The 20,609-nt window shown below is 30.9% G+C and carries 20 protein-coding genes; 14 read left to right on the top strand and 6 right to left on the bottom strand.

The annotated features are described in order from the left end of the window. Positions 1-28: 28 nt before the first annotated feature. Positions 29-2,542 (bottom strand): type I DNA topoisomerase, encoded by a 2,514-nt coding sequence (gene topA, locus KV700_RS08280; RefSeq protein ID WP_166384449.1) that lies wholly within the window; start codon positions 2,540-2,542, stop codon positions 29-31. A 198-nt stretch (positions 2,543-2,740) separates the two neighbouring features. On the opposite strand from topA, the gene miaB reads away from it, so the two are divergent. The 7 genes from miaB (at position 2,741) to groL (ending at position 9,588) form a co-directional block, all read left to right on the top strand. Next, positions 2,741-4,195 carry a tRNA (N6-isopentenyl adenosine(37)-C2)-methylthiotransferase MiaB gene (gene miaB / locus KV700_RS08285; RefSeq protein WP_218599750.1) on the top strand — a complete coding sequence of 485 codons (1,455 nt, stop codon included), beginning with the start codon at positions 2,741-2,743 and terminating at the stop codon, positions 4,193-4,195. A 179-nt stretch (positions 4,196-4,374) separates the two neighbouring features. Continuing rightward, positions 4,375-5,598, top strand: coding sequence for a sigma 54-interacting transcriptional regulator (locus KV700_RS08290; RefSeq protein ID WP_166384445.1), 1,224 nt, complete (start codon positions 4,375-4,377; stop codon positions 5,596-5,598). Positions 5,599-5,722: 124 nt separating this feature from the next. Then, on the top strand, positions 5,723-6,229 hold the full coding sequence (gene lptE / locus KV700_RS08295; protein WP_166384443.1) for an LptE family protein: 507 nt from the start codon (positions 5,723-5,725) through the stop codon (positions 6,227-6,229). A gap of 63 nt (positions 6,230-6,292) precedes the next feature. Continuing rightward, on the top strand, positions 6,293-7,081 hold the full coding sequence (locus KV700_RS08300; RefSeq protein WP_218599751.1) for a hypothetical protein: 789 nt from the start codon (positions 6,293-6,295) through the stop codon (positions 7,079-7,081). Then, on the top strand, positions 7,078-7,410 hold the full coding sequence (secG, locus tag KV700_RS08305; RefSeq protein WP_166384439.1) for a preprotein translocase subunit SecG: 333 nt from the start codon (positions 7,078-7,080) through the stop codon (positions 7,408-7,410). Before KV700_RS08300 ends, secG begins: the two co-directional genes overlap by 4 nt. Before the next feature lie 175 nt (positions 7,411-7,585). After that, complete coding sequence (groES, locus tag KV700_RS08310) at positions 7,586-7,861, top strand: co-chaperone GroES (protein WP_068449432.1); 276 nt, start codon at positions 7,586-7,588, stop codon at positions 7,859-7,861. A gap of 98 nt (positions 7,862-7,959) precedes the next feature. Then, positions 7,960-9,588 carry a chaperonin GroEL gene (groL, locus tag KV700_RS08315; RefSeq protein WP_166384437.1) on the top strand — a complete coding sequence of 543 codons (1,629 nt, stop codon included), beginning with the start codon at positions 7,960-7,962 and terminating at the stop codon, positions 9,586-9,588. 156 nt (positions 9,589-9,744) lie between these two features. On the opposite strand, the gene KV700_RS08320 is transcribed toward groL, so the two are convergent. From KV700_RS08320 to xrtF, 5 genes are all read right to left on the bottom strand, one after another. Further along, positions 9,745-10,152, bottom strand: coding sequence for a heavy-metal-associated domain-containing protein (locus KV700_RS08320; RefSeq protein WP_218599752.1), 408 nt, complete (start codon positions 10,150-10,152; stop codon positions 9,745-9,747). 44 nt (positions 10,153-10,196) lie between these two features. Next, complete coding sequence (locus KV700_RS08325) at positions 10,197-12,440, bottom strand: carboxypeptidase-like regulatory domain-containing protein (RefSeq protein ID WP_218599753.1); 2,244 nt, start codon at positions 12,438-12,440, stop codon at positions 10,197-10,199. 75 nt (positions 12,441-12,515) lie between these two features. Next, positions 12,516-12,914, bottom strand: a complete 399-nt coding sequence (locus KV700_RS08330) for a hypothetical protein (RefSeq protein WP_166384431.1) — start codon at positions 12,912-12,914, stop codon at positions 12,516-12,518. A gap of 44 nt (positions 12,915-12,958) precedes the next feature. After that, positions 12,959-13,390 carry an exosortase F system-associated protein gene (locus KV700_RS08335; RefSeq protein ID WP_166384429.1) on the bottom strand — a complete coding sequence of 144 codons (432 nt, stop codon included), beginning with the start codon at positions 13,388-13,390 and terminating at the stop codon, positions 12,959-12,961. Continuing rightward, positions 13,387-13,923: an exosortase family protein XrtF gene (gene xrtF, locus KV700_RS08340; RefSeq protein ID WP_166384427.1), complete on the bottom strand. Its 537-nt coding sequence runs from the start codon at positions 13,921-13,923 to the stop codon at positions 13,387-13,389. The genes KV700_RS08335 and xrtF overlap by 4 nt, the downstream gene beginning before the upstream one ends. Before the next feature lie 49 nt (positions 13,924-13,972). Between xrtF and KV700_RS08345 the strand changes: the two genes are divergently transcribed. The 7 genes from KV700_RS08345 to mrdA all read left to right on the top strand — a co-directional run bounded on the left by KV700_RS08345 (position 13,973) and on the right by mrdA (position 20,609). Continuing rightward, positions 13,973-14,425 carry a GAF domain-containing protein gene (locus KV700_RS08345; RefSeq protein WP_218599754.1) on the top strand — a complete coding sequence of 151 codons (453 nt, stop codon included), beginning with the start codon at positions 13,973-13,975 and terminating at the stop codon, positions 14,423-14,425. 76 nt (positions 14,426-14,501) lie between these two features. Beyond that, positions 14,502-14,630 carry a phosphoribosylaminoimidazolecarboxamide formyltransferase gene (locus tag KV700_RS08350; RefSeq protein ID WP_166384423.1) on the top strand — a complete coding sequence of 43 codons (129 nt, stop codon included), beginning with the start codon at positions 14,502-14,504 and terminating at the stop codon, positions 14,628-14,630. A 135-nt stretch (positions 14,631-14,765) separates the two neighbouring features. Beyond that, positions 14,766-16,292: a bifunctional phosphoribosylaminoimidazolecarboxamide formyltransferase/IMP cyclohydrolase gene (purH, locus tag KV700_RS08355; protein WP_166384421.1), complete on the top strand. Its 1,527-nt coding sequence runs from the start codon at positions 14,766-14,768 to the stop codon at positions 16,290-16,292. 77 nt (positions 16,293-16,369) lie between these two features. Continuing rightward, positions 16,370-17,398 carry a rod shape-determining protein gene (locus tag KV700_RS08360; protein WP_068449442.1) on the top strand — a complete coding sequence of 343 codons (1,029 nt, stop codon included), beginning with the start codon at positions 16,370-16,372 and terminating at the stop codon, positions 17,396-17,398. A gap of 19 nt (positions 17,399-17,417) precedes the next feature. Next, a complete protein-coding gene (mreC, locus tag KV700_RS08365; protein WP_166384419.1) occupies positions 17,418-18,248 on the top strand; it encodes a rod shape-determining protein MreC in 831 nt (276 codons plus the stop codon). Beyond that, complete coding sequence (gene mreD / locus KV700_RS08370; RefSeq protein WP_166384417.1) at positions 18,241-18,744, top strand: rod shape-determining protein MreD; 504 nt, start codon at positions 18,241-18,243, stop codon at positions 18,742-18,744. Before mreC ends, mreD begins: the two co-directional genes overlap by 8 nt. Then, positions 18,744-20,609 (top strand): penicillin-binding protein 2, encoded by a 1,866-nt coding sequence (gene mrdA / locus KV700_RS08375; protein ID WP_166384415.1) that lies wholly within the window; start codon positions 18,744-18,746, stop codon positions 20,607-20,609. The genes mreD and mrdA overlap by 1 nt, the downstream gene beginning before the upstream one ends.

The raw sequence follows: 20,609 nt of genomic DNA on the forward strand, positions 1-20,609 counted from the left end.
TAAAATCAAATATAATTTATGAAAAATATTATTTCTTTTTAGCTACTTTCTTCTTTACTACCTTTTTCTTAACAGCTTTTTTCTTCGCTACTTTTTTCTTTGGAGTTTTAGCTTCAATCATCTTAACAGCTTCCTCTTTAGATAATTTTTCTATTTCTGTAGTTTTAGGTAATTCAATCTTAATCTTACCTTTTATCACATTAAAACGTCCCCAACGTGCTTTTTCTACACGAATTTCTACATCTTCCCAATTATGTATTACCTTATCGATCTCTTTTTGTTTCTTTACCTCTATTAACTCAACAATATCATCATCTGTAAGGTTATCAAAATCGTATTTTTTATTAACGTTGATAAATATATTATTCCATTTTAAGAAAGGCCCGAAACGCCCAACTCCCTTTTGCACAGGTAAATCTTCATAATGGTAAATTGGTGCATCTGCTTTTTGTTTTGCAACAATTAATTCGATTGCTCTTGGCAAATCTACTTCCATTGGGTTTTCTCCTTTATCTAAAGAAACAAACATGGTTCCGAAACGAATATAAGGACCAAAACGACCGTTAGAAACAATAACCTCTTCATCTTCATAACCACCCAATGTTTTTGGAAGCAAGAATAACTCTAAAGCTTCTTCCATAGTGATGGTTCCTAAATTCTGATCTTTATTTAAGCTAGCAAACACTTTTTCTTCGTCTTCTGGCGCTCCAATTTGTGCAATTGGTCCAAATTTACCTAAACGAACTAAAACTGTTTTACCAGTTTCTGGATGCTTTCCTAAAATACGTTCTCCACTTTCTCTTTCTGCATTTTCCTTTACATCTTCTACAGTAACGTGAAACTTGCTATAGAAACCTTTAATCATTTCTATCCAATCTTCATTTCCTTCAGAGATATCATCAAAAGAAGATTCAACTTTAGCTGTAAATCCAAAATCTAAAACATTAGAAAAGTTAGCAACTAAAAAGTCGTTCACAATATTACCAATATCGGTAGGAATTAATTTATTTTTATTAGAACCCGTTTTTTCAGTCAATGCTTCACTTTTTACAGCTCCATCAACTAAAATCATTTGTTCGTAATTTCTTTCTACACCTTCATCTTCTCCTTTCTCTACATAACCTCTTCTCTGTACTGTAGAAATTGTTGGCGCGTATGTAGATGGTCTACCAATACCTAACTCTTCTAATTGTTTTACCAAAGAAGCCTCTGTAAATCTGTAAGGCGGACTCGTAAAACGCTGTGTTGCGTTTATAAAAGAATACTCTAATGCTTCACCAACTTTTAAATTCGGAAGCATTCCTGCTTGTTCTTCTTCATCATCATCTTTTCCTTCTAAGTATACTTTTAAGAAACCATCAAACTTTATCATTTCACCATTTGCAGTGAATATTTTTGAATTTTCAGAATTTTCTATCTTAAAATTGGTTCTTTCTAACTGAGCATCACTCATTTGAGAAGCCAATGTTCTTTTCCAAATTAAATCATACAATCTCGTTTGGTCATATTCTGTATCTATAGCATGCATCTTCATGTTGGTAGGACGAATAGCCTCATGCGCCTCTTGTGCACCTTTAGACTTCGTTTTAAAAACACGTTGTTTACTATATTCTGCTCCGTAATAATTAGTAATTTCTTCTTCGGCAGCATTTCTTGCATCAACAGATAAATTTAAACTATCTGTTCTCATATAGGTAATTAAACCGGCTTCATACAAACGTTGTGCAACTTGCATGGTCTTTGCAACAGGAAAACCTAATTTTCTAGATGCTTCTTGTTGCAACGTAGACGTTGTAAAAGGTGCTGCTGGAGATTTCTTTGCAGGTTTCTTTGTTAACTCTGCGATCGAAAAATCTGCATTTGCACACGATTTTAAGAAATTTTCTGCTGTTTTTTTAGTATCAAAATTCTTTGGAATCGTTGCTTTAAAAGTTTTACCTTCAACATTAGAAAATTCTGCAACTACCTTATAATGTGTTTCCGCATTAAACTCATGAATGCTTCTTTCTTTTTCTACAATTAAACGAACCGCTACAGATTGTACTCTACCTGCAGACAAACCTCCTTTAACTTTACGCCATAAAACTGGCGATAACTCATACCCAACAAGTCTGTCTAAAACTCTACGTGCTTGTTGTGCATTTACCATATTATAGTCTATATCTCTTGGATTATCGACTGCTTTTAAAATGGCATTTTTTGTTATTTCATGAAAAACAATACGTTTTGTATTCTCATCCTTTAAACCTAATTGTTCTTTTAAATGCCAAGCAATTGCCTCACCCTCTCGATCCTCATCACTTGCTAACCATACAATATCTGCTTTCTTTGCTAAAGCTTTTAGTTTTTTAACAACTGGCTTTTTATCATCAGAAATAATATATTTCGGACTAAAATCTCCTTCTACATCAATACCCAATTCTTTGGATGGTAAGTCTGCAATATGCCCATAACTAGATTCTACTTGAAAATCTTTTCCAAGAAATTTCTCGATGGTTTTTGCCTTTGCTGGTGACTCTACAATTACTAAATTCTTTGCCATTTATCTCTCTTTTGTCGCTAAAACACGTTAAAAACGCACTATTTTGGTTGCAAAAGTAGTTAGTTTTTTGTAAAAAAAATTATTTTGCCAATTTTCGCTAAATAAATACAGAAATGCATCAATATTTTTTCTGCCAATTTGTCACAATAAATTAAATTTGGTTGTATCTTTGCTCACCTTTAAATGATAAATTGAAAGATGGAACACGTAGAAAAAATCATAGACGAGAAAATACAAGGGAAAGCCCTTGTTACCGAAAATAAAAAAAACAACACTAAAAAATTATTCATAGAAAGCTACGGCTGTCAAATGAATATGAATGATAGTGAAATTGTAGCTGCTATTTTAGATAAAGAAGGCTACAATACAACTCAAATTCTTGAAGAAGCAGATTTAGTTTTAGTAAACACCTGCTCTATTAGAGAAAAAGCAGAAACTACTGTTCGTAAAAGATTACAGAAATATAATGCTGTAAAACAAGTAAACAAAAACATGAAAGTAGGTGTTTTAGGTTGTATGGCCGAACGCTTAAAAGAAAAGTTTTTAGAAGAAGAAAAAATTGTAGACTTAGTTGTTGGTCCAGATGCTTATAAAGATTTACCTAATTTACTAGAAGAAGTAAATGCTGGTAGAGATGCCGTAAATGTAATTTTATCTAAAGAAGAAACCTACGGTGATATTTCTCCTGTTCGTTTAAATTCTAACGGTGTTACTGCATTTGTATCTATAACTAGAGGCTGTGACAACATGTGTACTTTCTGTGTGGTTCCTTTTACAAGAGGAAGAGAAAGAAGCCGTGACCCGAAGAGTATTCTTGAAGAAATTCAATCTATGGTAGATAGAAACTTTAAAGAAATTACACTTTTAGGTCAGAATGTAGATAGTTTCTTATGGTATGGTGGAGGCTTAAAGAAAGACTTTAGCAAAGCATCTGAAATGGCACAAGCAACTGCTGTAAATTTTGCGCAATTATTAGATATGTGTGCTACAGAATTTCCAAAAACACGTTTTCGTTTTGCAACTTCTAATCCGCAGGATATTAGTTTAGATGTAATTCACGCAATAGCAAAACACAAAAATATTTGTAAATATTTACATTTACCTGTACAAAGCGGTAGTAATAACATGCTAAAAGCAATGAACAGACAACATACTCGTGAAGAATATATCGAGTTAATTGATAATATTTTTAAGATTGTTCCGGAAATGTCTTTAAGTCAAGATATGATTGTTGGTTTTTGTGGAGAAACAGAAGAAGATCATCAAGATACTTTAGATTTAATGAAATATGTAAAATACGATTTCGGTTTTATGTTTACCTATTCTGAAAGACCCGGAACTTTAGCCGCTAAGAAAATGGTAGATGATGTACCTTTTGCTACAAAAAAACGTCGTTTACAAGAAATAATCGATTTACAACAAGAACACGCTTTATACAGAACGCAACAACATTTAGGGAAGACAGAAGAATTTTTAATTGAAGGTACTTCTAAGAAAAACCCAAATGAATGGAAAGGTAGAAACACCCAAAATACCGTAGCTGTTTTTGATAAAGGAGATTATAAATTAGGCGATTTTGTAATGGTAAAAGTAGAAGATTGTACTTCTGCCACCTTAAAAGGAACCGTTATTGGCTATTCTGATAATAATTAAAACAGGCCATCCTTAATCCTTCCTAAAGGGAAGGAAACTGTTGTGGGTAAAAAAAAGAGAGATAAGACTGATAGAGACAAGAACCAAGACATAATGTTTCTTGAATAAAAAGATTCTTGACTTTAAAAAAGTAAAAAGAAATAAGTGTTTTCCCCTTCGGGGAAATTAAAAGGGGCTATATGGAAAACTTACAAGCATTAAAACAACGTTTTGGAATTATCGGTAATGATATTCACTTAAATAGAGCTTTAGAAAAAGCTCTTAGAGTTGCGCCTACAGATATTTCTGTTTTAGTTACTGGAGAAAGTGGTGTTGGTAAAGAAAATATCCCCAGAATTGTACATCAATTATCACACAGAAAACATGCAAAATACATTGCAGTAAACTGTGGTGCAATACCAGAAGGAACAATAGACAGTGAATTATTTGGTCATGAAAAAGGATCATTTACAGGAGCAACACAAGACCGTAAAGGGTATTTTGAAGTTGCCGATGGAGGTACTATTTTTTTAGATGAAGTTGGTGAATTACCACTTACAACGCAAGTACGTTTATTACGGGTATTAGAAAATGGCGAATTTATAAAAGTTGGTTCTTCTAAAGTAATAAAAACAAATGTTAGAATTGTAGCGGCAACCAACGTAAACATGCAATCTGCTATTCATAATGAAAAATTTAGAGAAGACTTATATTATAGATTAAGTACTGTAGAGATTCATTTACCTGCTTTAAGAGAACGTAGTGAAGATATTCATTTATTGTTTCGGAAATTTGCGGCAGATTTTGCACAGAAATACAGAATGCCTTCTATTCGTTTAGATGATAATGCTGTAAAAATGTTATTAAACTATCGTTTTCCAGGAAACATTCGTCAGTTAAAAAACTTAGCAGAACAAATTTCGGTTATTGAAGAAGAAAGAGTTATTTCCGGTCTTAAACTACAGCAATACCTACCTAATAACAATGGTAATTTACCTGCTGTAATTGGTGGTAAAAAGGAAAATGACTTTTCTACCGAACGAGATATTATGTACAAAATTTTATTTGATATGCGTAATGACATCAACGATTTAAAAAAGTTGACGCTCGATTTAATGAAAAGTGGTAATGTAGAGGAAGTGCAAGAAGAACATCATCAATTAATTGAAAAGATGTATGAAAACAAAGATGCTCATAAATCTAATGTAGAAGTAATGAATATTCCGCAAAACTCATCTACAGAAAAAGATTATGATTTTATTGAGACGATTGAAGAAGACGAATCTTTATCTTTACAAGACAAGGAAGTAGAAATGATTAAAAAATCTTTAGAGAAAAACAGCAATAAACGTAAGTTGGCCGCTAAAGAACTAGGGATATCTGAAAGAACTTTGTACAGAAAAATTAAACAATACGATTTGTAAAAGAATGTGTAATTGTTTAAAAGTTGAATTGTTTAATCTCTAAAAACTGTCCCCTCGAGCGCCGTCGAGAGGTATTAATAAGTAAATCTTTTAGGTCTCGACTGCGCTCGACCAGACAAAATCAATGAAAAAAATACTCTACATAACATTATTCTCATTAAGCACTTTATTTTTTGTTGCTTGTGGTGCATACTCTTTTACGGGAGGAAGTACCGGTGATGCAAAAACCTTACAAATAGATTTTTTTCCGAATCAAGCATCTTTAGTAGAGCCAACTTTAAGTCAGCGTTTTACCCAAGACATGCTAGATTTATTTACAAGACAAACCAACTTAACCACAGTAACCTCTAATGGAGATTTATATTTTAGCGGAGAAATTACGGGTTATAGAATTACCCCTATGAGTGCTACTGCAGACCAAACTGCTGCTCAAAATAGACTTACAATAACAGTAAATGTTCGTTTTGTAAACAAACTGATAGAAAAAGATGATTTTGAAAAACAATTCTCATTTTACTCAGACTTTGCTGCAGATGCACAACTTACAGGTGGTGTTTTAGAAGCTGCATTAGATGAAATTATGGAGAGATTAACACAAGATATTTTTAATGCTTCCGTTGCAAAATGGTAATATTATAAGTATACAGTGTTCAGTTGCAGTATTCAGTAAAAAAGAGATAAAAATAACTAAGGTTTGAAATCAAATATTTTCATCAATTTAATAAAAAATAAAACTCAAATTCAGGAAGTGGAAACTGCTGAATTAAAAACTATTGTTGAAGAATATCCGTATTTTCAAGCAGCTAGGGTTTTGTATTTAAAAGGTTTGAAAAATCAGGATAGTTTTAAATATAATAACGAATTAAAAGTAACCGCTGCTTACACCACAGACAGAACTTTATTGTTCAATTATATTACTACAACCAATTTTAATAATCAGAAAGAAAATATTCATCAACAAATATTTGAAAAAATATCCGCAGAAAAAACAATTGCAACTCCTTCTAAAATTATTGAAACTCCAATAAAGAAAGCAATAGTAGTTTCAGAAAATATTGTTGAAATAGAAACGGCATTAGAAATTGGTAAGCCTATTTCTTTTTCTTCTGCAGAGAATCACTCTTTTGGAGAATGGCTACAACTATCATCTAGAAAGCCTATTGTTAGAGAAGAAAAAAAGCTCATAGAAAAAACCGCTGTAGAAAAACCTACAGAAAAAGAGAACTTAATAAACACTTTTATAGAAAATAATCCTAAAATTAAGCCTTTAGCCAAAGATAAAATAGTAGCTGTACCGGTTGCTAAAAACAGCCAAGATTCATCTTTAATGACAGAAACATTAGCTAAAGTTTATTTAGAACAAAAAAAGTATGAAAATGCAATGCAAGCTTATAGAATTTTAAGTTTGAAATATCCAGAAAAAAGTGGTTTCTTTGCAGACCAAATTAAAAGAATACAAATTTTACAAAAAAATAAATCATGAGTTACACAGCATTTTTAATTCTAATTTTGATTGTAGCCGTTGCATTAATCTTAATTGTGATGGTTCAAAATCCTAAAGGTGGAGGATTAACTTCTTCTTTTGGAGGTAGTGGAGCACAATCTTTGGGTGGTGTACAAAACACTAACAATTTCTTAGACAGAACAACTTGGACTTTAGCTATTGCTATGTTTGCCTTAATTTTATTAGCAAACTTTGCAATTCCAAGAAGTGGAGACAACAACTTTCAGTTAAACGATACTTTAGATGGTATTGAAACTTCTACACCTGTTGAAAACACAACTCCTATAACTAACGATAGTTTAAATTAACTATCCGTTAGAGATAATTTAAAATGCCAACGTAAATGACACGTTGGCATTTTTTTTGCGCCTAAAATTTAACAATAAAATCAATCAAAGAAAAATTGTCAGTTTTAGTGTAATGGCACAATTTCTGACAATTTACTGTTAGTAACATATAAATTAATTATCTAAAAATATAACAATGGGATTAAACATTAAACCTTTAGCAGACAGAGTTCTTGTAGAGCCTGCTCCAGCAGAAACAAAAACAGCGTCAGGATTAATTATACCTGATAACGCAAAAGAAAAACCACAACAAGGAACTGTTGTTGCTGTTGGAAACGGAAAGGTAGACGAGCCTTTAACTGTAAAAATTGGAGACACTGTTTTATATAGCAAATACGGTGGTACAGATTTAAAGTTAGAAGGTAAAGATTATTTAATGATGCGTGAGTCTGATATTTTAGCGATTATTTAAAACGCTATTTGCTTTTGGCTATTTGCCTTTAGCAAAATCAAAAAATAAAATTCATAGTAACTTATTTTAGCTAACAGCTAAAAAAAAAATTAAAAACAATGGCAAAACATATAAAATTTGATATTGAAGCAAGAGACGGATTAAAACGTGGTGTTGATGCTTTAGCAAATGCAGTAAAAGTAACTTTAGGACCAAAAGGAAGAAACGTAATTATTTCTAAATCTTTTGGAGCACCAACAGTTACTAAAGATGGAGTTTCTGTAGCAAAAGAAATTGAGTTAGAAAACGAGCTAGAAAACATGGGAGCTCAAATGGTAAAAGAAGTTGCTTCTAAAACCAACGATTTAGCTGGTGATGGTACAACAACTGCTACTGTTCTTGCACAAGCAATTGTAAAAGAAGGTTTAAAAAACGTTGCTGCAGGTGCAAACCCAATGGATTTAAAACGTGGAATAGACAAAGCTGTTGCTGCCATTATTGAAGACTTAGAAAAACAAGCTAAAAAAGTTGGTAATTCTTCTGAAAAAATTCAACAAGTTGCCGCAATTTCTGCAAATAACGATGCTGTTATTGGAGACCTAATAGCTACTGCTTTTGCCAAGGTTGGTAAAGAAGGAGTTATTACTGTTGAAGAGGCAAAAGGTATGGAAACATATGTTGATGTTGTAGAAGGTATGCAGTTTGACAGAGGTTATTTATCTCCTTATTTTGTTACAGATGCAGACAAAATGATTGCAGATTTAGAAAATCCTTATATCTTATTGTTCGATAAAAAGATTTCTAACTTACAAGAAATTCTCCCAATTTTAGAACCAGTTTCTCAATCTGGACGTCCTTTATTAATTATTGCTGAAGATGTAGACGGACAAGCATTAGCTACTTTAGTGGTAAATAAATTACGTGGTGGTTTAAAAATTGCCGCTGTTAAAGCGCCAGGTTTTGGAGACAGAAGAAAAGCAATGTTAGAAGACATCGCTATTTTAACTGGTGGAACTGTAATTTCTGAAGAAAGAGGATTCTCTTTAGAAAATGCTACTTTAGACCTTTTAGGTACTGCAGAAGGTATTACTATTGATAAAGACAATACTACAATTGTAAATGGTGCTGGTAATGCAGATGCTATTAAAGCAAGAGTAAACCAGATTAAAGCTCAGATTGAAACTACAACTTCTGATTATGACAAAGAAAAACTTCAAGAACGTTTGGCTAAATTAGCTGGTGGTGTTGCTGTTTTATATGTTGGTGCTGCTTCTGAAGTAGAAATGAAAGAAAAGAAAGATAGAGTTGATGATGCTTTACATGCTACAAGAGCTGCAGTAGAAGAAGGTATTGTTGCCGGTGGTGGTGTTGCTTTAGTACGTGCTAAAAGAGTTTTAGAAAAAATTACTACAGATAATTTAGACGAAACTACAGGTGTGCAAATTATTAACAAAGCTATTGAAGCTCCTCTAAGAATTATTGTCGAGAATGCTGGTGGTGAAGGTTCTGTTGTTTTAAACAAAGTTTTAGAAGGTAAAAAAGACTTTGGTTATGATGCTAAGAATGATGTGTATGTAGATATGCTAGAAGCTGGAATTATAGATCCTAAAAAAGTAACGCGTGTTGCATTAGAAAATGCTGCATCTGTTGCTGGTATGATCTTAACTACAGAGTGTGCTTTAGTAGATATTAAAGAAGATGCTCCTGCAATGCCTCCAATGGGTGGTGGAATGCCAGGAATGATGTAATAGCGAATCGCTATAGATAAACATTTTTTCTCCACTTTTTGTCATTTCGACTTTATGGAGAAATCTTAAATAAAAAAATCCGTTAGAAAATTTTCTAACGGATTTTTTTTATATAAACAGACCCTTCAGGTTTTAAAAACCTGAAGGGTTTTGAATTTAATTCTTCTTTTGCTTTTTCAATTCTCCATTATGGTCTTTAATTATTTCTTCTTCTCTGTACTTACAACAACCATGTACAGAACCATACGCTTCATCTGTTGCAATTAATGTATTTTCTTTATCTAAAACAATATCATGACCTACAGCCAAAACACTTTGCTGAATCGTTTCAACATCGGTTTTACGTTCGTCTAAAATTACATTTAACTGATGCGTTTCTACACTCCAAATTGCAAACTTTACACCTTTTGTTTTTAAAGCAGCTGTTTCTATACGTTTTTTACACATACCACAAATACCATCTACTTCTATAGATACTTTTGCACTTTTATTCTTTTTTACTTCTTGTGATTGTGTAGAGAAACCAATCAAACATAAACTGAATACGAATAGTAATTTTTTCATTTTTTTCTAATTTTATATTATGTTACTTATTTCCACTGCGTGGGTTATTTAATCTTAAATCTTAATCCTGTATAAAATGCTCTTCCAAAAATTGGAGAATACACAATGGTACTATCAAAATAGGCCCCAAAAGGATTGTCACTACCTAAAATAGGATTTTTCTGCTGAACATTTGTCAAGTTCTCTGCACCAATATACACTTCAAACTTGTCTGAAAACACTTTGGTTATTTGTGAATTTAACAATTGATAAGAACCTGAATATGTTGCCAACTGATATTGTGCTGGGTTAGGCGCAGTATTTGGTAAACGCTGCTCCCCAATGTTATTAAAAGTAACATCAAATTTCCAGTGTGCATTATTTTCTTTTACAGGTGTTTCATAAGAAAGGTTTGCAAAAAATCTATTTTTAGGTTGAATCGGTTTTTGCAAATTCCCCGAAGTATAATCCGTAGAAATATCAAAATACTTATACGCTGTTCTAAAATTAAAATACGGTGCAATGTTATAATTCAATTCAACCTGAAAACTATTTGCGATACTTTTTCCGTTTAAATTATAGAATGCTATTTCTTGTGGATTTTCCCAATCTACCACTACTTGGTTTGTAAAATCTGTCTGATAAAAATCGAAAGTAACATCTCCTTTTTTATTGAATAAATTAAATCTTTGCATGTAAGAAACTCCGTAGTTCCATGCAACTTCCGGATTTAATCCGTAGATATTACCACCAACATCATCAATATTAATAACTCTTGAACTTGCAAACAATTGTTGATTTTCTGCAAAAATATTAGCACTTCTTTTTCCTCTTCCTGCAGATGCTCTAAAAACACTGTTTTCCCAAGGTACATATCTTGCATGAATTCTAGGGGTTACAAAAGTTCCTAATAAATTATGAGTATCTATACGCAAACCTGCTGTTAAACTAAAATCATTCAAATTATCGAACGCATATTCAAAAAAGGCTCCCGCAGAAGTTTCTTTTCTATCGTACTCAGTAATGTTTACCAATTCTTCATAATTATCATGCGTAAAACTAAGTCCTGTTTTAAACTTATTTCTAGTATCCCCTATTATAGAATTGAAAATAATATTAGAAAAGATACTTTGATGTTCTATATTGTAAATTTTTTGTCCAAAATAAGAATCTTGTTGATGGTTGCTATACGCAAACTGAAGACTTACACTTTGAAAAGGCAATTCTGGAAAAACATATCCTAATTTAGCAGAAGTCTCAAAACGTTTGGTATCTATTTCACTTCCCCAAGTATTATTTGTCCCTTTATCTAAAGATGGGTTAAAATCAATCTCTCCTGTTTGTTTTTCATCATTTAAAAAACGCACATTAATAAAACTCACCCAACCTTTTTCTGCATCTACATATTGCCAACGGTTCATTACATTTATTTGATTCGCTAAAGGACTGTCTAAAAAATTATCATTGTTTTTATCAAATTTTTCACCCCTATAATTTCCGTGTAAATAGACACCTGTAGACCATTTATCAGATACTTTTTGGTTAAAATGTGTATTTAACTCAAGTCTTCCATTTAAAGAAGAATAGGCATTTACAAAGAATTTATTATCAGAAAAAGGCTTTACCAATTCTGCATTTATTTGTCCGGATATGCTCTCGTAACCATTAACAACAGAACCTGCTCCTTTTGTAATCTGAATACTTTCTACCCAAGTACCTGGTGTAAAAGTCATTCCAAAAACCTGACTTGCACCTCTTACAGAGGGAATGTTTTCTTGTGTAATTGACAAATACGGGCTCGTTAAACCCAACATTTGTATTTGCTTTGTACCTGTTAAAGCATCAGAAAAGCTAACATCTATAGATGGGTTGGTTTCAAAACTTTCTGCTAGGTTACAACAAGCTGCTTTTAATAATTCTTCTGAATTTACCGTAAACATATTGGCGGTAGACAAAAAAGATTTCTGAATTGCATTTCGTTTACTTTTAATAATAACTTCATCTAAATTACCTTCTTGAGTAATATAATGATGAATAGGATCTAAGTTTTCAATAGTTAAAGTATCGGTTTTATACCCTAAATAATTAACTACTAATTTTTTATATTCAGGTTTGTAATCTATAATAAACCAACCTTTATTGTTTGTAATTGCACTTACGTTTGTGTTTAACCAATGTACAGTTACATTGGCAACTCCTAAATTATCTTTAGGATTATTTTTGTCCATAATCATCCCTTTAAATGTAGTTTGAGAAAAGAGTATGACAGGAATAAATAGTAGAAAACTACTAAGTATATATTTTTTCATTGTATGTTTTAATTTTAATTTATAAAGCTAATTTTTATCGCCTTTAGGCAATATTTATAGATTTAAAAATTAAAATCAAATTAAAAAAGATTGGTAAAGAATCTGATAATTTAGAAGAATACCAGGTGGTGAAATGTTGTTGTAGTTTATCTCTTTAGAATCTTGTTCTAGAAATAAATCATTAAAAGAAATATAAAACGATGCTAGAAATTGTTGTTTTGAAAAATCAAAATCATCAACTTGAGTTTGTCTTAATTGATCTTGCCCTTTAATTTGATGAACCTCATTTTTACAACAGTTTTCATTAGCTGTAATTTTTTGCATTTCTAAACTACAATCATTAGCAGCACCTATATATGAGATATCTATTAAAGAATCTCCACAATAATGCTTTTCTATCGTAAAAGAAAACGTAGAAAACAACACTAGAAGTGCTAACAGAAAAGACGCTATTTTAGAAAAAAACTGTTTCATCGCTTTTGCAAATTTACAACAACAAAATCAAATTGGTTATTAAATTACTTATTACTCATTTTTTGATAATAGAAAGCAGGAAGCAATATTAGTAAAAATAGTGGATGTATTAAAAATCTACGAATGTAAAACGGCAGCAAATAGCCACTTTTAAAATTATCCTTTAGTAAAAAAACAAACAGAATAATAAGAATTACAAATGCTATCATTAAAAAATAACTAGCAAATTTTAAATAATCTTTACGCTCAAACAACACCCAAATTATACCTAATGAAATTACAGAATTTATAATATACCTAAATAACATATTTATTACCAGCTTCCAAGCAACTATATTCTGAATACCTGTGTACAAATAATCATTTTTAAAATACATGATTAAAGGGTCATAAAACAAATTCGTTTGAAAAGCTCTTACAGCAATTAACAACACAAAAAGCAAGAATATTAATACTATTTTTAGGTATTTACTCATTTTTTAAACTTAGAAAATTGATTAACCCAAATAACCCAAAGCATAAAAATAGCACCATAAATAATAGCTGGAAATACCAAACCATGTAAGAGTTCTTGATTTTCTGGATATTTATAAATCATTACTGTTAGAAATGCAATTCTTAATACATTAATTGTATAAATAAACAAACTACCAAACAGAGAGTATAAGAAAGTAGCTTTTAAAGACCCTGAAAAAGCAATAATAAAAGATATAAATAAAATAATTAAACTAACAGAATTACACCCTTCTATAACCCTAGCGGTATATTTACCTTCTATAATTAGTTTTACAGAAACTTCTTTATCATGCTGAATAGCTTCTACATTATAATCGAAAAAAGTAAGCACTTTTACCGTTTGGTCTGCCACAAGTGTTGTTATGGATGCTGTTTTATAAATCCCTTCCTTTTCTTGAGAATGCTGTAAGTAACTGTTATAAATTGTAACTAATAAAAAATAAGTTACAAAAAACTTAATTAGAAAAATGATGATGCTTTTATGTTTCTTCACAATAAATTTTATTTAATTTTGCGACTTATTTACAGAACGAATATACAAAATGAATATAGATATTTTACAACAACAGATCGACAAAATTATTTCATCTAACACATCTAAAGATGAGAAATTACAAGCTATATGCGATTATTTAGAAAAAGAAATTTCTTACTATGATTGGGTTGGTTTTTATTTTAAAAACGGAGATAAAGACGAGCTAAAACTAGCTCAGTATACAGGAGAAGAAACAGAACACACTATTATTCCGTTTGGAAAAGGTATTTGTGGGCAAGTTGCTGTTAGCAATGAAAACTTTGTTGTACAAGATGTTTCTGCTCAAGACAATTATATTTCTTGTGGATGGAAAGTAAAATCTGAAATTGTAATACCAATTTTTGTTGCTGGCAAGAACATCGGCCAGATTGATATAGATTCTCATACAGCAAATACATTTTCCGCAAAAGACGAAGCACTTTTAGAGTATATTTGCAAAGAATTATCAAGTATCCTTTAATTTTATTGATTTATATTTAATTTATTCTTATTTTTGATAAATATAATGTAATTTATATTTATCAAATTTAAAAACAATGAGAAAACACGAATCGACTGCTACATTTACCTCTAGAAACTCATCATCTAACCATAACACAAAAAACGAATCTATTTTAGATCATTTTATTGTTTGGTTTCGAGATTTTTTAGAAAATGCAGAGTAGTCGATTCTTGTGTTTCTTATCCTAAATATTTCATTTAATATTTGTTGTTAATTACTTGCTATTTTTGTTACTATCTTTTATTGCCTTAGAAGATTGCTTTACCTAAATTTGCACGCTTAAACAACACAACACTAAATGAGCACTTCAAAAACAATTAAATCCGCATTAATTTCGGTATTTCACAAAGATGGTCTAGAACCAGTTGTAAAAAAATTAAATGAATTAAATGTAACTATCTACTCTACAGGTGGTACAGAAAAATTCATTAAAGATTTAGGAATCAATGTAATTCCGGTAGACGAGGTTACTTCTTACCCATCTATTCTTGGTGGAAGAGTTAAAACACTACACCCTAAAGTTTTTGGAGGTATTCTTAACAGACAAGACAATGAAAGCGATGTTGCTGAATTGGCAGAATTTAATATTCCGCAAATAGATTTAGTAATTGTAGATTTATATCCGTTTGAAAAAACAGTTGCTTCTGGAGCACCAGAACAAGATATTGTAGAAAAAATTGATATTGGAGGAATCTCTTTAATTAGAGCTGCTGCAAAGAATTTTAAAGACACGGTTATTGTTTCTTCTATGGACCAGTATGAAGGCTTCTTAAATACACTTTCTGAAGGGAATGGAGAAACTACAATTGCTGAAAGAAAAAAATTAGCTGCAAAAGCATTTAATATTTCTTCTCATTACGATACTGCTATTTTTAACTATTTTAATGAAGATGAAATAGTTTATAAAGCAAGTGAACAAAATGCAAACGTTTTACGTTACGGAGAAAACCCTCATCAAAAAGGATATTTCTTTGGAGACTTAGAAGCAATGTTTGATAAACTTCACGGAAAAGAATTAAGCTACAATAATTTATTAGATGTAGATGCTGCTGTAAATTTAATTCAAGAATTTAAAGGAGAAGCACCAACTTTTGCTATTTTAAAACATAACAATGCTTGTGGTTTTGCACAAAGAGACACAATTAGTGAAGCGTATACAGATGCTTTAGCAGGAGATCCTGTATCTGCTTTTGGTGGTGTATTAATTGCTAATACAGAAATAGACAAAGAAACTGCAGAAAAAATTCATACTTTATTTTGCGAGGTTGTAATTGCTCCTTCTTTTTCTGATGAAGCATTAGCTATCTTAAAAGGAAAGAAAAACAGAATTATCTTAATTCAGAAAGATGTTGCATTGCCGACATCAACTGTAAGAACTTGTTTAAATGGTTCTTTAGTACAAGATAAAGATAGTATTACAGATCAATTATCAGATTTAAAGTACGTAACCAACAATAAACCAACTCAAAGTGAGTTAGATGATTTGTTATTTGCTTCTAAATTGTGTAAAAACACAAAATCTAACACCATAATACTTGTTAAAAACAAACAATTATTAGCTGGAGGAACAGGACAAACTAGTAGAGTTGATGCATTAAACCAAGCTATTGAAAAAGCAAATTCTTTTAAATTTGATTTAAATGGATGTGTAATGGCAAGTGATGCGTTTTTCCCTTTTCCAGATTGTGTAGAAATTGCAGATAATGCAGGTATAAAAAGTGTTATTCAACCTGGTGGATCTATTAAAGATCAACTAAGTATAGACTATTGTAATGAACACAATATATCTATGGTAATGACAGGAACAAGACATTTTAAACATTAATTTTTAATATGTAATTTGCACTCAGAAATTTAGTAAGTTTGTAGAGTTACATCAAAAATAAACAACAAAGATATTTTATGGGTTTTTTCGATTTTATGACGGAAGATATTGCGATAGATTTAGGTACCGCAAATACTTTAATAATTCACAACGGTAAAGTGGTTATTGATAGTCCTTCTATTGTTGCCAGGAACAGAATTACTGGAGAAATCATTGCAATTGGTAAAGAAGCCAATTTAATGCAAGGAAAAACCCATGAAAATATTAAAACAATTCGTCCGTTAAAAGACGGAGTTATTGCAGATTTTGAGGCATCTGAACAGATGATTAAAGAATTTGTAAAGCAGATTCCTTCTATTAAGAAGCGTTTATTTCCACCAGCATTAAGAATGGTTATTTGTATTCCTTCTGGAATTACAGAAGTAGAAAAACGAGCTGTTCGTGATTCTGCAAAACACATGAATGCTAAAGAAATCTATTTAATTTATGAGCCTATGGCTGCTGCAATTGGTGTTGGTATAGACATTATGGAGCCAAAAGGAAACATGATTATTGATATTGGTGGTGGTACAACAGAAATTGCTGTAATTGCATTAGGTGGTATTGTTTGTGATCAATCTGTAAAAGTTGCAGGAGATCTTTTTACAAATGATATTATGTACTATATGCGTACACAACACAATTTACATGTTGGAGAATCTACTGCAGAAAAAATAAAAATCACCATTGGTGCAGCAACAGAAGATTTAGAAACTCCACCAGACGAAATGTTGGTTCAGGGTAGAGATTTACTGAGCGGAAAACCAAAACAAGTACAAGTTTCTTATAGAGAAATTGCAAAAGCATTAGACAAGTCTATCTTAAGAATTGAAGATGCTGTAATGGAAACTTTATCTAAAACTCCGCCAGAATTGGCTGCTGATATTTATAATACAGGTATTTACTTAGCAGGAGGTGGCTCTATGTTAAGAGGTTTAGACAAACGTTTATCTAGAAAAACAGATTTACCTGTTTATGTTGCAGAAGATCCTTTAAGAGCAGTTGTTCGTGGAACAGGAATTGCGTTAAAAGAATTAAAAAAATACAAAAATGTATTAATGAAATAGTAGTTTTTAAGTTCTTACAATGCAGCAGATTATCTATTTTTTTCAGAAGTTTAAGTATTTTCTGTTTTTTATATTGTTAGAGTTAATAGCGCTAACTTTTACTTTTAACAACCTAAGTTTTCATAAAAGCAAGTTTATAAACTCTGCGAATAGTGTTACAGGTGGTTTTCTTACAACCCTTTCTAATTCTACAGAATATTTAGGATTAAAGTCTGAAAATAAATTATTATCAGAAGAAAACACACGTCTAAAAAATCTTTTAGAGCAAAATAAATCTGTAATTTTTAATATTGACTCTACGATAATAGATTCAACAAAATACCATCAAAATTACACTTTTACAAATGCTAAAATTATCAAAAATAACTACTCTAAACCATTTAATTTTATAACTATAAATAAAGGTAAAAACCAAAATATAGATAAAGAAATGGCTGTAATTAATAGCAAAGGAATTATTGGAATTACAGAAAACTCATCAAACAATTATACGAGAGTTCAATCTATTTTAAATAAGAATAGTGGTATTAATGCACGTCTTAAAGGAAACTCATTTTATTACGGAACATTAAAATGGAACAGTGTAGATTATAATATTGTTCAGTTACACGATATACCTAGACAAGCTCCATTAAAAATTGGAGATACCATTGAAACAGGAGGAAAATCTACTATTTTTCCGGAAGGAATACCTATTGGAACGATCTCTAAAATAAACAAAGGAAACACTGCTAATAACCAAGTAGATGTTAAGCTTTTTAATGATATGAGTAACCTTGGTTATGTGTATATTATTAAGAATTTAGATAAAGAAGAACTACAATTTCTAGAAAACACAAGCAATGAATAAAAGTATAAATCAAATTTTATCTTTTTTATTCTTGTTATTCCTACAAGTATTAGTACTAAATAACATCAATTTTTTAGGGCATATAAATCCATATCTTTATATAAGCTTTGTAATTTTATACCCATTAAATGAAAAAAGATATTCTTTTCTTTTTATCAGTTTTCTTTTAGGCTTATTTGTTGATTTCTTTTCAGATTCTGGAGGTATACACGCCTTTGCAACTTTATTTATTGCTTATATTAGGTTGTTTTTTGTGAATGTTTATTTTAGAAAAATACCTGCAGATTACCCTTTCTTCAGCTTAAAATCTGAATCTTTTGGTAAAGTTTTTAACTATGTAGTAACTTTAACAGTAATTCATCACCTTATTTATTTTTCTTTTGCTAATTTTAGTCTCGATAATTTATCTATGGTTTTTTTAAACACATTATATTCTAGTGTTTTTACATTGATTTTATTTTTTCTGGGAACTTATATTTTTACTAAAAGCGAATAATGCAAAGAAGTTTTTTACTCTATATTTTAATAACACTTATCGGAATCCTTTTTATTGGAAGACTGTTTCAATTACAAGTAATTAGAGGTGCCAGTTATGATCCTATTCATAATTCTGCCGTAAAAATAGAATACGATTATCCAGAAAGAGGTTACGTATACGATAGAAACGGAAAACTTTTAGTAGCAAACCAACTTTCTTACGATGTTATGGTGCAACCAAACCAGGTAAAACCATTAGACACTATAGAATTTTGTAATCTATTAAAAATTGATAAAGAAGATTTCTTAAAAAGATTAAAAAAAGCTGATAATTACGCACCTTATTTACCTTCGGTATTTTTAAAACAATTGGCAAAAGAAGATTTTGCTTTTCTTCAAGAAAAATTACATAAATACAGCGGTTTTTTCATTCAAAAAAGAATCATTAGAAAATATCCAATAAATGCTGCAGCAAATGTACTTGGCTATATTGGAGAAGTAAATGAAACTTTGGCAAAAGAGAATGCCTACTATCAACCAGGAGAGTTAATTGGAAAAGATGGAATTGAAAGACAGTATGAAGACTACTTAAGAGGAACAAAAGGAAAAAAATACTTACAAAGAAACAACTTAAATAAAGTTACAGGATCTTATTTAGACGGTTCATACGACACCATTCCAGAAAACGGAAAAGACTTAACATTAACCTTAGATATTGAGCTACAACTTTATGCTCAAAAACTAATGTCGGGTAAAAGAGGCGGAATTGTAGCAATAGAACCATCTACTGGAGAAATCTTAGCATTAGTTACTGCTCCTTCTTACGACCCTAACATGTTAGTTGGTAGAAAACGATCTAAAAACTCTACAATACTATTTAACGATACTATAAGTAAACCTTCTTATGACAGAGGTTTATTGGCTACCTATGCACCTGGTTCTCCTTTTAAAATGATGAATGCTTTAATTGGTCTTCAAGAAGGTGTAATTACAGAAGATACAGGTTTTAGTTGTCATCATGGTTTTAGATACGGTAGCAGAGCAGGTGCTTTTATGGGGTGCCATTGTGGAATTACAGGAAGGCCAGTACAACTAAAATCTGCCATTGCTAGATCTTGCAACACTTTCTTTTCTCAAACCTATAAAAAAATTATAGAAAAAAACAATAAACCCTCAGAAGGTTTAGACACTTGGCATAATCATATTGCTAGTTTTGGTTTGGGTAATTATTTAGGGTATGATTTACCTGCCGGAAGTCCCGGATTAATTCCTACCGGAAAATATTATGATGATATTTATAAATATTCTTGGAACGGTTCTACCACAATATCTAACGCAATTGGTCAAGGAGAAGTTTTAACAACACCAATTCAACTAGCTAATTTTACAGCAGTAATTGCCAACAGAGGATATTTTTATACACCACACGTATTAAAAGAAGTGAATAAAACTCCTATAAAAGATTCTACATATACAATTGCAAAAAAAACAACTATAGATAAAAAGTATTTTTCTCCAGTTGTTGAAGCTATGCACGAAGTATTCAAAACAGGAACTGGGAGATTTAACCAAGTAGAAGGTATTGAAATTTGTGGAAAAACCGGAACCGCAGAAAACTTTGCGAGAATAGACGGTCAAAAAATTCAACTCCCAGATCATTCAATTCTAGTAGCCTTTGCACCTAAAGACAACCCTAAAATTGCTATAGCTATTTTTGTAGAAAATGGTGGATTTGGATCTACAATTGCTGCTCCAATTACCAGTTTACTTATAGAAAAATATATAAATGGTAGTATATCTAAAGAAAATAAATATAGAGAGCAACGAATGTTAGACTTAAACTTAAAAGATATTTACGCTAAATTAAATCAAAAACCTCAATAA

The sequence above is a fragment of the Polaribacter sp. NJDZ03 genome (assembly GCF_019263805.1).
Taxonomy (GTDB): Bacteria; Bacteroidota; Bacteroidia; order Flavobacteriales; family Flavobacteriaceae; genus Polaribacter.

Bases quoted from the DNA above. Each gene is read 5' to 3' on its own strand.
- topA (WP_166384449.1), bottom strand. From the start codon at position 2,542: ATGGCAAAGAATTTAGTAATTGTAGAGTCACCAGCAAAGGCAAAAACC.
- miaB (WP_218599750.1), top strand. From the start codon at position 2,741: ATGGAACACGTAGAAAAAATCATAGACGAGAAAATACAAGGGAAAGCC.
- KV700_RS08290 (WP_166384445.1), top strand. From the start codon at position 4,375: ATGGAAAACTTACAAGCATTAAAACAACGTTTTGGAATTATCGGTAAT.
- lptE (WP_166384443.1), top strand. From the start codon at position 5,723: ATGAAAAAAATACTCTACATAACATTATTCTCATTAAGCACTTTATTT.
- secG (WP_166384439.1), top strand. From the start codon at position 7,078: ATGAGTTACACAGCATTTTTAATTCTAATTTTGATTGTAGCCGTTGCA.
- groES (WP_068449432.1), top strand. From the start codon at position 7,586: ATGGGATTAAACATTAAACCTTTAGCAGACAGAGTTCTTGTAGAGCCT.
- groL (WP_166384437.1), top strand. From the start codon at position 7,960: ATGGCAAAACATATAAAATTTGATATTGAAGCAAGAGACGGATTAAAA.
- KV700_RS08320 (WP_218599752.1), bottom strand. From the start codon at position 10,152: ATGAAAAAATTACTATTCGTATTCAGTTTATGTTTGATTGGTTTCTCT.
- KV700_RS08325 (WP_218599753.1), bottom strand. From the start codon at position 12,440: ATGAAAAAATATATACTTAGTAGTTTTCTACTATTTATTCCTGTCATA.
- KV700_RS08330 (WP_166384431.1), bottom strand. From the start codon at position 12,914: ATGAAACAGTTTTTTTCTAAAATAGCGTCTTTTCTGTTAGCACTTCTA.
- KV700_RS08335 (WP_166384429.1), bottom strand. From the start codon at position 13,390: ATGAGTAAATACCTAAAAATAGTATTAATATTCTTGCTTTTTGTGTTG.
- KV700_RS08345 (WP_218599754.1), top strand. From the start codon at position 13,973: ATGAATATAGATATTTTACAACAACAGATCGACAAAATTATTTCATCT.
- KV700_RS08350 (WP_166384423.1), top strand. From the start codon at position 14,502: ATGAGAAAACACGAATCGACTGCTACATTTACCTCTAGAAACTCATCA.
- purH (WP_166384421.1), top strand. From the start codon at position 14,766: ATGAGCACTTCAAAAACAATTAAATCCGCATTAATTTCGGTATTTCAC.
- KV700_RS08360 (WP_068449442.1), top strand. From the start codon at position 16,370: ATGGGTTTTTTCGATTTTATGACGGAAGATATTGCGATAGATTTAGGT.
- mreC (WP_166384419.1), top strand. From the start codon at position 17,418: ATGCAGCAGATTATCTATTTTTTTCAGAAGTTTAAGTATTTTCTGTTT.
- mreD (WP_166384417.1), top strand. From the start codon at position 18,241: ATGAATAAAAGTATAAATCAAATTTTATCTTTTTTATTCTTGTTATTC.
- mrdA (WP_166384415.1), top strand. From the start codon at position 18,744: ATGCAAAGAAGTTTTTTACTCTATATTTTAATAACACTTATCGGAATC.